General features: G+C 65.4%; 6 protein-coding genes. All 6 read left to right on the top strand.

The window, feature by feature from the left end:
- The first annotated feature begins 258 nt into the window (after positions 1-258).
- The 6 genes from otsB to ACX9NE_RS18900 all read left to right on the top strand — a co-directional run bounded on the left by otsB (position 259) and on the right by ACX9NE_RS18900 (position 14,208).
- Positions 259-3,906 carry a trehalose-phosphatase gene (otsB, locus tag ACX9NE_RS18925; protein ID WP_459362575.1) on the top strand — a complete coding sequence of 1,216 codons (3,648 nt, stop codon included), beginning with the start codon at positions 259-261 and terminating at the stop codon, positions 3,904-3,906.
- A gap of 90 nt (positions 3,907-3,996) precedes the next feature.
- Positions 3,997-5,202: an MFS transporter gene (locus ACX9NE_RS18920; RefSeq protein ID WP_459362660.1), complete on the top strand. Its 1,206-nt coding sequence runs from the start codon at positions 3,997-3,999 to the stop codon at positions 5,200-5,202.
- A gap of 366 nt (positions 5,203-5,568) precedes the next feature.
- Positions 5,569-7,965: a phosphoenolpyruvate synthase gene (gene ppsA, locus ACX9NE_RS18915; protein WP_459362576.1), complete on the top strand. Its 2,397-nt coding sequence runs from the start codon at positions 5,569-5,571 to the stop codon at positions 7,963-7,965.
- On the top strand, positions 7,962-9,629 hold the full coding sequence (locus ACX9NE_RS18910) for an NAD(P)-binding protein (RefSeq protein WP_459362577.1): 1,668 nt from the start codon (positions 7,962-7,964) through the stop codon (positions 9,627-9,629). Before ppsA ends, ACX9NE_RS18910 begins: the two co-directional genes overlap by 4 nt.
- Positions 9,626-13,198, top strand: a complete 3,573-nt coding sequence (gene nifJ, locus ACX9NE_RS18905; RefSeq protein ID WP_459362578.1) for a pyruvate:ferredoxin (flavodoxin) oxidoreductase — start codon at positions 9,626-9,628, stop codon at positions 13,196-13,198. Before ACX9NE_RS18910 ends, nifJ begins: the two co-directional genes overlap by 4 nt.
- Positions 13,198-14,208, top strand: a complete 1,011-nt coding sequence (locus ACX9NE_RS18900; RefSeq protein ID WP_459362579.1) for a dihydroorotate dehydrogenase-like protein — start codon at positions 13,198-13,200, stop codon at positions 14,206-14,208. The genes nifJ and ACX9NE_RS18900 overlap by 1 nt, the downstream gene beginning before the upstream one ends.
- Positions 14,209-14,284 lie beyond the last annotated feature (76 nt).

Genomic DNA, 14,284 nt, shown 5'->3' with positions numbered 1-14,284 from the left:
GATTCGAGACCCGGCTTCGCACGGTCTGGGGTTCGGAGCCGACAAACGACCCTTCGGCGCGGGACTTCCGTCCCTACCGCCGCCCCCGGGTCAACTGGTCGGATTCACTCAGCGCTCACAACGTCCCCGGAGAGCAGAACCCATGGCAATGACGCCGCCCGCGACGCGGGAAACGAATACCGCGGCCATCACATCCGGCCTCTTCCCGCTCCTGGCGAGCGGGCGAGCACAATCCGTTTCTCAGACAAAGATATTGCCGTGACGTCGCCCGTCACTGTCGACCCGCGCTACCACGACGCTGTGATCTTCAACCTCGACGCCGTCGTGGACGGTGTCGCCGTGGTCGACGCGACGGTCAGGCTGGTGCGCAGACTGCTTGACGCCGGGGTCGTCAGCGCGGTCTATGCGTTGCGCCCGGGCGGTCAGCAACTCTTGAAAGCCGCGGGGATCGACGACCTTTTCGGTGTCTGCGCCGAGGGCGGACTCGGATCGGTCCTCGCCGACCTCATCGGCGAACTCGGTGTGCGCGCGGAACGTTCTATCGTCGTCGACGACGGCGGTGCGGGGGTGGCTGCGGCGCACGACGGCGGCTTCGCACTCGTCATCGGCGTCGACCGCGCCGGCAATGCCGACGAACTACGGTCGCGCGGCGCCGACGTCGTCGTTGCGGATCTGGAGGAGGTCAGCGTCCGTCGGGGTGACCGGCGGATGTCGGAACTCGCGGATGCGGTGACGTCATACGGTCAGCTGATCGGTGTTCTGGACGCCCGAGACCCGGTGTTGTTCCTCGACTATGACGGAACCCTGTCCCCCATCGTTGCCGATCCCGGCGCCGCCACTCTGGTCGAGGGAGCCGCCGAGGCGTTACAGACCTTGGCATCACAATGCCCCGTTGCCATACTCAGCGGTCGCGACCTCGCCGATATCCGCGCCAGGGTGCCGATCCCGGGCATCTGGTTTGCGGGCAGTCACGGTTTCGAGCTCACCGAGCCGGACGGCACCAGCCACCGAAACCAAGCGGCCGCTGCGGCCGTGGGGCTCCTCGAGCGGGCGGCGGCCGAGTTGAGCGAAGCGCTGGCACAGATTCCCGGGGTGCGGGTGGAACACAAGCGCTTCGCCGTCGCGGTCCACTACCGAGAGGTCGCGCCGGAGCATATCGGTGAGATCGTCTCTGCCACGCATAAACTCGGACAACGCGATGACTTACGTGTCACCAACGGGCGGATGCTGGTCGAATTGCGTCCTGACATCGACTGGGACAAAGGGACGACGCTCGCCTGGATTCGTGACCGCATCGACCCTACAGGTTCCCTGCTGCCCATCTACATCGGTGACGACCTCACCGACGAAGACGCCTTCGAGGCAGTCGAATTCGACGGTATCGGAATTGTGGTGCGCCATGACGAGGACGGCGACCGCAAGACAGCCGCCCGTTTCAGTCTGCAGAGTCCCGACCAGGTGCGGGAGTTCGTCCGGCGCGGTTCGAACTGGCTCATCAACAAGCATGAGTCATCCACCAAGGCTTGGGATTTCACCTACGAGGGGTATGATCCGCAGGCCGAGAAACTTCGAGAGTCACTGTGCACGCTGGGAAACGGCTACTTCGCTACCCGGGGCGCCGCACCCGAGTCCAAAGCCGGTCAAGTGCATTACCCGGGAACCTACGCAGGTGGGATCTACAACCGTCTCGTCGACGACGTATCGGGCACCGAAGTCGACAACGAGAGCTTGGTCAACCTGCCCAACTGGCTCGCACTGACCTTCCGGGTCGATGGCGGTAGCTGGTTCGACATCGACACGGTCCGGGTGCTGTCTTATCGGCAAACCCTCGACCTCCGCGGTGCCGTACTGACCAGGGAGGTGCGCTTCTGCGACGACGCGGGACGCACCAGTTCGCTGAAGCAGCAACGTTTCGTCGCGATGCACATGCCGCACGTCGCTGCCCTGCAGACGACCATCGTCGCCGAGGATTGGTCGGGCAAACTCGAGATACGCTCGATGTTGGACGGCAACGTCACGAACTCGCTGGTGGAGCGCTACCGGGACTTGGCCAAGGATCATCTCGTGTTGCTCGAGAAACGGGAGCTGTCCGACAACGCCGTGCTGCTGACGGTTCAGACGAGTCAGTCACGTGTGCCGATCGCCATGGCGGCCCGAAACGTGGTGTGGCGCGACGGGAGCCCGGTCCCGGCTACCTACCGCCTGGTCGATGACGCGTCGGAAATCGGTCACGAGATGGCTGTCGAAGTGTCAGCCGGCGACGCGTTGACCGTGGAGAAGATCGTGACCCTGTTCACCGGTCGTGATGTCGCGACGTCTGAACCCGCCGTCGACGCCGAGCGCTGCCTGCACCGGCTAGGCCGGTTCGCCGAGTTGCTCGACGGGCACCGGACCAGCTGGGTACACCTGTGGGAGCGCCTGTCCATCGAGTTCGAAGACTTCACCGACGAATTGCGCATCCTGCGGCTGCATCTGCTGCATCTGCTGCAGACGGTCTCCCCCAACAGTTCTGACCTCGACGTGGGGCTACCGGCCCGCGGACTGCACGGTGAGGCATATCGCGGGCACATTTTCTGGGACGAGCTGTTCATCTTCCCGGTACTGAACTTGCGGTTGCCGATGATCACCCGGTCACTTCTCGGATACCGCTACCGGCGCCTGCCCGAAGCCCGCGAAGCCGCCAAGGCGGCAGGCTATTCCGGTGCGATGTTCCCGTGGCAATCCGGCAGCGATGGACGCGAGGAAAGTCAACGCCTGCACCTCAATCCGCGCAGCGGCCGGTGGAACCCCGACTCCAGCGCCCGGGCGCACCACATCGGCATCGCCGTCGCCTACAGCGCATGGAAGTTCTATCAAGTGACCGGCGATCTCGCCTACCTGATCGACTACGGTGCCGAGTTGCTGACGGAGATCGCACGCTTCTGGGTGAGCAGGGCCACCTACGACCGCGAACGCGATCGCTACAGCATCCGCGGTGTCATCGGGCCCGACGAATTCCACTCGGGCTACCCCGACGCGCCCTACGACGGCATCGACAACAACGCGTACACCAACGTAATGGCCGTCTGGGTGATCATGCGGGCCTTCGACGCACTGAAGCTGCTGCCGCTGCCCAACCGACTCGACCTGCTGGAAACACTGGGCCTGCAAGGGGACGAACTCGCGCACTGGGATGACGTGAGCCGGCGCATGTACGTCCCGTTCCACGATGGCATCATCAGTCAGTTCGAAGGATACGGTGATCTGCAGGAGCTGGACTGGGACGGCTACCGACGGCGGTACGGCAATATTCAACGCCTGGACCGCATCCTGGAGGCCGAGAACGACGACGTGAACCGCTACAAGGCCTCCAAGCAGGCAGACGCGCTGATGCTGCTCTACCTGATGTCGGTACCCGAGTTGTGTGAGCTGCTCGATCGTCTCGGCTACCGGTTGCTACCCGACAAGGTCCCCGACATGGTCGACTATTATCTGGCCCGCACGTCACACGGGTCGACGCTTAGCGGTGTGGTCCATACCTGGGTGCTCGCCCGGGCCAACCGAGATCGGGCGATGGAATTTTTCCAGCAGGCGCTGAAGTCCGACGTTTCCGACATCCAGGGCGGCACCACATCCGAAGGCGTACACCTGGCCGCCATGGCGGGCAGCGTCGACCTCATGCAACGATGCTTCACGGGTATGGAGACCCGGTCCAACCGCATCATTTTGTCCCCGTACTGGCCGGAAAACCTTGGTGTGCTGGCATTCCCGATCCGCTACCGCGGTTTGCACCTACACCTGCGGGTCAGCGGAAAGGGCGTGATCATCAGTGTGGATCCACGCGATGCCGCGGCCGGAGTCGAAGTGGAATGCCACGGTCGAGTCGTGCAGCTGATGCCCGGGACCACCGTCAGCTTCCCCGGTTGAGCAACTCCGGCGCGTGCCCGGGCGCTACGATCGCACTTCGTGCCTCGCCGAGACTCGCCAGACAATCAGCACCGGCCGCCCGGCGCCATGATGGATCACGCAGCCGGCACCAGCTGGCTCACTCGCAACGTACGGGTGTTGTCGGCCGTCTCATTCCTGCAAGATGCCGCCAGCGAGCTGCTGTACCCACTGTTACCGATCTACCTCACCGCGGTGCTGGGTGCACCTCCGGCCGTCGTAGGCGCCGTCGAAGGCGCGGCGGAGGGAGCAGCGTCGCTGACCAAGCTGACGGCCGGACCGCTCGGAGACCGGTTTGCCCGGCGTCCGCTGATCGCGGTGGGCTACGGATTGGCCGCGCTGGGCAAGGTCATCGTGGCGATGGCAGGTGCATGGCCCGGGGTGCTGACGGGACGCGTGGTCGACCGCATCGGCAAAGGTGTCCGCGGCGCACCGCGTGATGCGCTGCTGGTGGACGGAATCGACGAAGGCAGCCGCGGTCGCGTGTTCGGGTTTCACCGCACGATGGACACCCTCGGCGCCGTTGTCGGACCGCTGATCGGCCTTGCCGGGTATGAGTTCTTCGACCATCAGATCGCGCCGCTGCTCTACATCGCGGTCATTCCGGCCGTGCTGAGTGTGGTGATGGTCGCATGGGTTCGGGAGCGCCGTCGATCGGTCGAGCATGCACGACGGCCACCGATTTCGGCGACCTTCCGGCAACTGCCCGGCCGGTACTGGCGGACGATCGGGCTGCTGGCCGCATTCGGTGTCGTGAACTTCCCGGATGCCCTTATTCTGCTGCGCCTCAAACAGATCGGATTCTCGGTGGCCGAAGTCATTCTGGCCTACGTCGGATACAACATGGTCTATGCGTTGTGCAGCTACCCGGCCGGCTCGCTCGCCGACCGCTTGCCGAGACCTGCCGTGTTCGGAATGGGCATGGTCTTTTTCGCGGTCGGCTATACCGGGCTCGGACTGACCACGGACAAAGTCGCTGCATGGCTCATCCTCGGGTTGTATGGACTGTTCACGGCATGCACGGACGGCGTCGGAAAAGCCTGGATCTCCGGCCTTGTTCCCGCAGAGCTGCAGTCGAGCGCGCAAGGCGTATTCCAGGGCGTGACGGGCTTCGCTGTACTGGCGGCCGGCCTGTGGGCCGGTCTGTTATGGGGGCCAACAGGGCAACTGCCACTACTCATTTCAGGAATCGCCGGAGGGTTCTTTGCGGCACTCGTGCTCACTCTCACCGGCTGCGCCTGGATTCGCGGCAGGTCACGCGCCGCGCAGACGCCCTGACGGGCACGTCCGAAGGCGGCACCGATCTCCGCCGGAACCGTTCGCGATGATGACTACCGACACAACACATTTCGCGCCGACCTCCCGGGACGGGCCCCGAAGATCGTGCCCCGGAGGCACGACGTCGTCGCCGACGAGTGACCTTCGGCCCTGGCACCGCACATGACGCCGTGGGAGGTTGGCATGGTGATCGCAGGTGACCGCGGCTACTGCGGGATACCCGACCGGCCGGACGGGAATCTACCTCCCCACGCCGGGCACCCCTGGCGGGATGCGGTGTCGGGCGCGTGGCGAATTCGAAGGATGCATCGCACGGGAGTCGACTCGACGCCACCGATTGCTTTCCCACGCTAGAAAGGACAGGCCATGAGCACATCCACCTACGTACGCTTCTTCGAGGACTTCGGCATTGAGGATGTTCCGCTCGTGGGCGGCAAGAACGCCTCCTTGGGCGAGATGTTCCAGAAGCTCTCCAGCCAGGGCGTCCGCGTCCCGCACGGCTTCGCGATCACCGCCCAGGCCTACCGCTACATGCTCGACGAGGCCGGCGCGTGGGACCGGCTGCATGCCGAACTCGATGAACTCGATCCCGCCGACGTCGCCGCGCTGGCGCGTAAAGGCAAGCGCGCCCGTGAGATTGTCTACGGCGCCGGCCTTCCAAACGATCTGGCAACCGAGATTTTGGACGCCTACCACAAGCTTCAGCAGGAGTACGGCGAGGACGTGAGCCTCGCGGTGCGCAGCTCGGCTACCGCCGAGGACCTGCCGACGGCCAGCTTCGCCGGCCAGCAGGATTCGTATCTCAACATCAAAGGTGAAGAAAGCCTGCTCGATACGTGTCGCCGCTGCTTCGCCAGCCTGTTCACCGACCGCGCCATTCATTATCGAATCGACCAGGGTTTCGACCAGTTCAAGGTCTCGCTGTCGATCGGCGTGATGAAAATGGTCCGCTCCGATATCTCTTCGTCGGGCGTCATGTTCTCCATCGACACCGAGTCTGGCTTTCGGGACGCAGTTTTCGTGACGGGCGCGTACGGCCTCGGCGAGAACGTGGTCCAGGGTGCCGTCGACCCGGACGAGTTCTACGTCCACAAGCCGACCTATCTCGCCGGGCACCGTACCGTTCTGCGCCGCCTGATCGGCGACAAAGCCGTGAAGATGATTCTCGTCGAGGGCGAAACGAAGAACACCACACGAAACATTCCCACCCCGAAGGCCGACCGGGCCAGGTTCTGCCTCAGCGATGAAGACGTGCTGGAGCTGGCCGGTTACGCGTGCACGATCGAACAGCACTACGGGCGGCCGATGGACATGGAATGGGCCAAGGACGGTCTGGACGGCAAGCTCTATATCGTGCAGGCCCGCCCGGAGACGGTGGCGTCCCAGCACAGTGCGACGGCGCTGGAGTCCTATTCGCTCGAGGGCAAGGGCGAGATACTCGCCGAGGGCCGATCGGTTGGCGAACGGATCGCCTCGGGTGCCGTGAAACGGATCGACAACCTAACCCAGCTCGAGGAATTCGAGCCGGGCCAAGTATTGGTCGCAGACACCACGACACCCGACTGGGAGCCGGTGATGAAGACCGCCGCGGCCATCGTCACCAACCGCGGCGGTCGCACCTGCCACGCGTCGATCATCGCTCGCGAACTGGGCATTCCCGCAGTGGTCGGCACCGGTGACGCGACCACCCGTGTCCCCGACGGCGAAGTTGTGACGGTGTCCTGCGCTGAGGGCGACACCGGTCGCGTGTACCGGGGTCAGGTGGGTTTCCACGTGGACCGCACCGAAGTGGCAGATCTGAGACGGCCCCGGACTCAGATCATGCTCAACCTCGGGAACCCCGACCTCGCGTTCAAGACGTCGTTCTTGCCGAACGACGGTGTGGGACTTGCTCGGATGGAGTTCATCATCAGCGAGTACATCCGCGTACACCCGCTGGCCCTGTTGTACCCCGAGAAGGTCGACGACCCCGAGGCGCGCCGGATGATCGATCGGCTCACGCAGGCCTACCCAGACGGCAGCGCGTTCTTCGTGGAACGCCTTTCTGAAGGAATCGGCACCATTGCGGCCGCGTTCTGGCCCAAGCCGGTCGTGGTGCGGATGTCGGATTTCAAGAGCAACGAGTACGCCAGCCTCGTCGGCGGAGCCGCTTTCGAGCCGCCGGAGAGCAATCCGATGATCGGGTTCCGTGGGGCGTCGCGCTACGCGCATCCCGCCTATGCCGAGGGCTTCGCGCTCGAGTGCCGCGCCATGCGGCGCGTGCGTGAGGAGATGGGCCTGACCAACGTGATTCTGATGCTTCCCTTCGTGCGCCGACTCGCCGAGGCGGACCTCGTTCTCAAGACGATGGCCGACCTCGGACTGCGCAGGGGCGAGAACGGGCTCAAGGTTTACGCGATGTGCGAGATCCCGAACAATGTGATCCTCATCGATGAATTCGCAAAGCGGTTCGACGGTTTCTCCATCGGCTCCAACGACCTGACTCAGCTCACTCTCGGCGTCGACCGTGACAGCGAAATTGTGGCATTCGACTATGACGAACGCGACGAGGGCGTCAAGCAGATGATCCGCCTGGCGGTTGAGGGCTGCCGTCGCAATGGGATTCACTCGGGGCTGTGCGGGCAAGCGCCCTCGGATTACCCAGACATGGCCGAATTCCTGGTCCGGCTCGGTATCGAGTCGATGAGCCTGAATCCCGACACGGTGATCAAGACCACCCGCCACGTCCTGGAGGTGGAGGGTCAGCTCGTGCCGGCTCAATGAGCGGTGACGCGCCCGATGGGCCCGCAACCGGATCGGCACGGGATCGGGATCTGACGCCGCTTCCGGATCTGCTGCACGGCCGATCCCGGACCGGGCCGGTACGCGTGCGCCGGCCCGTCTACGTCGATCTGTTGCCGCCCTGCAATGCCGGCTGCCCCGCCGGAGAGAACATCCAGGCCTGGCTTGCCCATGCCACCGCCGGCCGGCACGAACAAGCCTGGCGCCAACTCGTCGCCGACAACCCGTTCGCTGCGATCCACGGTCGGGTGTGCTACCACCCGTGTGAAAACCTCTGTAACCGTGCCCAACTCGACAGCTCCGTGTCGATTCACGCGGTGGAGCGGTTCCTCGGCGACCTGGCGTGGAAGCAGGGTTGGATGTTCGAACCACCGTCTGCTCGCAGCGGCAAGCGGGTCCTGGTCATCGGCGCTGGGCCGAGCGGCCTGTCGGCCGCCTACCATTTGGCGCGGTTGGGGCACGAGGTCGAGATCCGCGACGCGGGCGCGATCCCCGGCGGGATGATGCGGTACGGCATCCCGAGCTACCGGCTCCCCCGCGACGTGCTGGATGCGGAGCTGAACCGGATCGCGGTCCTGGGCGTGCGGATAACCTGCGATCATCGCGTTGAGGATCTCGCCGCCGAGCGGGACGAGGGCGGCTTCGACGCGGTGTTCGTCGCGGTCGGTGCGCACCTGGCCAAACGTGTGGATATCCCCGCTCGCGATGCCGGAACGATGATGGACGCGGTGTCCTTTCTGCGCGATGTCGCCTCCGGCGAGAAACCGGCGATCGGGCGCCACGTGGCCGTCTACGGCGGCGGCAACACCGCGATGGACGCCGCCCGGGTCGCCCGTCGCCTCGGCGCTGAAGACACCGTCATCGTGTACCGCCGAACTCGCGAACAGATGCCCGCCCACCCGGCGGAAGCGCAGGATGCCGAACGGGAGGGCGTGCGGATCAACTGGCTGCGGACGATCAGCGCTTTCGATGGTCCGGAAGTGCAGGTCGAGGTCATGCAACTCGACCACTCCGGCTATCCCCGCCCGACCGGACGCTTTGAGACGCTGGCCGCCGACACCGTGATCATGGCGCTCGGCCAGGAGACGGAGTCGGCATTCATGCGGACACTGCCCGGCGTCGAATTCGAGCGCGACGGCAGCGTGCGCGTCTCGGAATCATTGATGACCGGCTGTCCGGGTGTATTCGCCGGCGGCGATATGGTCCCCAGCGAGCGCACCGTGACCGTCGGCGTCGGGCACGGGAAAAAGGCCGCCCACCACATCCATGCGTGGCTGGGCAACACGACAGCAGACCGTCCGGCGAAACATCCGACGGCGACGTTCGACTTGCTGCACCTCTGGTACTTCGGTGATGCCACGCGACGCGAGCAGCCCGAACTCGAGGCGGACAAGCGCGTCGAGAGTTTCGCGGAGGTCGTCGGCGGGTTGTCGGCGCAGCAGGCGACCTACGAGGCGGGGCGTTGCCTCTCATGCGGCAACTGTTTCGAGTGCGACGGCTGCCTCGGCTCGTGCCCGGAGGACGCGGTGATCAAACTCGGTGTGGGGCACCGGTACAAGTTCGACTACGACAAGTGCACAGGCTGCGCGGTCTGCTTCGATCAGTGCCCGGTACACGCCATCGACATGTTCCCGGAACCGACATGACGCGTGCCACGATCGACGGCAACGAGGCTGCCGTTTCGGTCGCGTACCGGCTCAACGAGGTGTGCTGCATCTACCCGATCACGCCGTCATCGCCGATGGCCGAGTTGGCCGACGAATGGTCCAGCGCGGGACGGCCCAATGTGTGGGGCAGTGTCCCGACGGTGGTCGAAATGCAGAGCGAGGGCGGAGCGGCCGGCGCTCTGCACGGCGCGCTGCAGAGCGGCGCGCTGACCACGACCTTCACCTCGTCGCAGGGCCTGTTATTGATGATCCCGAATATGTACAAGATCGCCGGCGAACTCACCTCGGCCGTCATCAATGTGGCGGCCAGATCTGTTGCAGCGCAGGGGTTATCGATATTCGGCGACCATTCCGACGTGATGGCGGTACGGCAGACGGGGTTCGCCCTGCTCGCGGCGGCCTCGGTGCAGGAAGCACACGACCTGGCGCTCGTCGCACAGGCGGCCACGCTGATGACCCGGGTGCCGTTTGTACATTTCTTCGACGGATTCCGAACCTCGCACGAGCTCAACACTATTGAGACGCTGTCGGACGACGACCTGCGGGCGCTGGTGCCCGAGGAGTTGGTCTGGGCGCATCGCGGACGGGCGCTGTCTCCCGAGCGCCCCTTCATTCGCGGCACCGCGCAGAACCCGGACGTCTACTTCCAGGCACGGGAGACGGTAAACCCGTTCTACGCCAAGGTTCCCGGTGTTGTCGACGACCTGATGGCCCGGCTGGGCGAACGCACCGGCCGCACGATGCACAGTGTCGAATACACCGGGCATCCGCAGGCGGAGCGGGTGCTGGTGCTGATGGGCTCGGGCGGCCAGACGGCGGTGCAAACCGTCGCTGCCCTCACCGAACGCGGCGAGCGGGTCGGGGTGGTGCAGATCCGGTTGTACCGCCCATTTCCCACCAGAGCGCTCCTCGACGCCCTGCCGACAACGGTGCGCACGGTCGGTGTTCTGGACCGCACCAAGGAGCCCGGTTCGCTCGGCGAGCCGTTGTACCTGGATGTCGTTGCGGCGCTGGCCGAGTCGCATGCCGCCGCGGAGCGGGCCACCATGCCTCGTGTCACCGGTGGACGCTATGGGCTGTCCTCCAAGGAATTCACGCCCGCGATGGTCGCCGGTGTGTTCGCCGAACTCGCTCGTGAGCATCCGCGGCGACGATTCACCATCGGTATCGACGACGACGTTTCCGGTACCAGCGTCCCCTACGACCCGTCTTTCGACATCGAGTCGCCCGATACGGTACGAGCGATTTTTTTCGGGCTGGGCTCGGACGGAACGGTCAGCGCGAACAAGAACACGATCAAGATCCTCGGGTCACTGCAGGGTCTGCACGCCCAGGGGTACTTCGTCTACGACTCGAAGAAGTCGGGTTCGCAGACCGAGTCGCATCTGCGCTTCGGACCTGATCCGATCCGGGCACCGTATCTGGTGAGTCAGGCCAATGTCATTGGCTGCCATCAGTTCCGGTTCCTCGATCATGTCGACGTGCTCGGCCGGGCCGCCCCGGGGGCAACGCTGCTGCTGAACTGCAGGCATCAGCCGGACAAGGTGTGGGATGCGCTGCCGCGCGCCGTTCAACAACAGCTCTTGGACAAGCGGATCACGCTGTACGTGGTGGACGCCGGCCGGATTGCCCGCGAAGTCGGACTTGCCGGACGGATCAACATCGTGCTTCAGACGTGTTTCTTCGCGGTCTCCGCCGTCCTGCCCAGGGAGCAGGCGACCGCTCGCGTCAAGGACTCCGTGGCAAGAATGTACGGCGACCGCGGCGCCGACGTGCTGCGGCGCGAACTGGCCGCGGTCGACGCCGCGCTGGACGGGTTGCACCGCGTCGAGCTGCCGAGCGAGGCCACCTCTTTGCGTATGCCGGTACCGACGGTGCCCGCCGACGCGCCGGAGTTCGTGCGGACCGTGACCGCGGAGATGATGGCCGGGCGCGGAGATGCGTTGCCGGTCAGCGCACTTCCGGTGGACGGCACCTACCCCAGTGGCACCACCGCCTATGAGAAGCGCAACATCTCCGAACTGGTGGCGGTCTGGGATCCGGGCAGCTGTATTCAGTGCGGCAACTGCAGCTTCGTGTGCCCGCACAGCGTGATCAGGTCCAAATACTACGACCAGTCCCGATTGGACGGTGCGCCGGAGACGTTCGAGTCGGCGCCGCTGGATGCCGTCGGGCTACCGAACGCCCGGTACTCGTTGCAGGTATACCTCGAGGATTGCACCGGCTGCGGCCTCTGTGTCGAGGCCTGCCCGGTCGTGGTTCCCGGCACCACCGTGACCAAGGCGATCAATCTCGCTCCCGGCGAGCCGCGGCTGGCCACCGAGCGCGACAACATCACCTTCTTCGAGACCCTGCCGGTCAGTGACCGGTCCCAGGTGGACTTCGGCACCGTGCGCGGCTCGCAATTCCTGGAGCCACTGTTCGAGTTCTCCGGCGCGTGCGCGGGGTGCGGCGAGACGCCTTACCTCAAGCTGCTCTCGCAGCTCTTCGGAGACCGGCTGATGATCGCCAACGCGACCGGGTGCTCGTCGATCTACGGCGGCAACCTGCCGACCACGCCGTGGACCACCAACGCCGACGGGCGCGGTCCTGCGTGGTCCAACTCGCTGTTCGAGGACAACGCGGAGTTCGGGCTCGGCTTCCGGTTGGCCGCCGACACGCACGCCCAGCTGGCCCGCCGGCACCTGTGGGAGTTACGCGACGCGCTCGGCGCCGACCTCGTCGACGCCATTCTGGCGGCGCCGCAGCTGCGGGAGTCTGAGCTCAACGCTCAGCGGCAGCGGTTGGCCGAGCTGCGGCGACATATCGACGAGCTCGATCCCGCCATCACCGGTGACCTCCGCAGCGTGGTGGACCACCTGGTCCGGCGCAGTGTGTGGATCGTCGGCGGCGACGGCTGGGCGTACGACATCGGCTCCGGCGGCCTCGACCATGTCCTGGCCAGCGGGCACAACGTCAACGTGCTGGTGCTCGACACCGAGGTGTACTCCAACACCGGCGGTCAGATGTCGAAGGCGACCCCGCTGGGCGCGGTGGCCAAGTTCGCCGCCGCCGGAAAGACAGTGCCGTTAAAGGACCTCGCGCTGCAAGCGATCTCTTACGGAAACGTCTACGTGGCCAGGGTCGCCCTGGGCGCCGACCCGCAACAGACTTTGCAGGCGTTCCGCGAGGCAGAGGCCTATGACGGCCCTTCGTTGGTCATCGCCTACAGCCAATGCATTGCGCATGGCATCGACATGCGGCACGGGCTGGACCAGCAGTACCGCGCCGTGGCCAGCGGGCACTGGCCGCTGATCCGCTATGACCCGGTGCTGCGCACGGCCGGTGAGAACCCGTTCCTGCTCGATTCACATCAGCCACGGATACCGCTGGCCGACTACCGCACCCGGGAACTGCGGTACCGCGCGCTGGCCAATGCCGATCCGGCCGAATACGACCGGCTGCTCGGCCTCGCCGAACAAGCCAACTCGCGGCGCTGGAACGTCTATCAGGAGATGGCATCCCGCGGTCCCGAACACTTCGACGCCGACGCCCGCAGAGGACGCTGATGGACCTGTCGACCACCTACTTGAATCTCAGGTTGCTCAACCCTCTGGTCGCGGCGGCATCCCCGCTGCCGCAGACCGTCGACGGTGTCCGGCGCCTCGCGGATGCCGGAGTCGGCGCTGTCGTGTTCTGTTCGCTGTTCGAAGAGCAACTGCGCCGCGAGGCCGACCAGAACACACGCCTGGCCGAGGCGGGCACCGAGAGCTTCGCCGAGTCGTTGACCTACCTCCCACCGGCAGCAGGTCAGGATCATGGCCCGCGCCGCTACCTGAACCTCCTGGAGCGCGCGGCAGGCGCGGTCTCGGTTCCGGTGATCGGCAGCCTCAACAGCAGCACTCCTGGCAGATGGGCCCGCTATGCCCGGGCGATGCAGGAATGCGGTGCGGCCGCAATCGAATTGAACATCTACTACGTGCCCGGTGGCCCGAATATCGGCGGCCGCGATGTCGAAGAGCGCCATCTGGACATCCTTGCGGGAGTCAAGGAGGCCGTGACGGTGCCGGTTGCGGTGAAGCTCAGCCCGTACTTCAGCGCGGCGGGTGACATGGCGCGCCGGCTGGACCAGGCCGGTGCAGACGGACTGGTGCTGTTCAACCGATTCCTGCAGCCCGATATCGACCCGGAGACCCTCACCGTGGTGCGGTCGGTGTCGTTGTCCACCGCGGCGGAGATTCGATTACCGCTGACCTGGATTGCATTGCTGCGCGGACGGGTTGGCGCTTCCCTGGCCGCGACGACCGGCGTTGAGACCGCTGTGGAGCTGATCAAGTACCTGCTGGCCGGCGCGGACGTGGTGATGACGGCGTCAGCATTGCTGCGCCACGGCCCGGATCACGCCGCCGTGCTGCTCGACGGTTTGTCTGAGTGGATGCGGCGCAAGGGGTACCGCAGCGTCGACGAACTGCGCGGACTGCTCGCCACACCCGTCGGTGCTGATGAGACCACCCGCGAACGCTGGGATTACGTCAGCGCATTGCGTCAGGCCAACGATGCCGTCTACGGACCCTGGTGACTGATCGCGAGGTTGCCCTCGCGCAGCGAAGCGCCGTACCCACCGTCTGACAATCCCAACCCGGTTGAGAACAAAC

The sequence above is a fragment of the Mycobacterium sp. ML4 genome (assembly GCF_054515735.1).
Note: the sequence above shows the minus strand (reverse complement) of the source record. Positions and strands in the feature narration are given on the sequence as shown.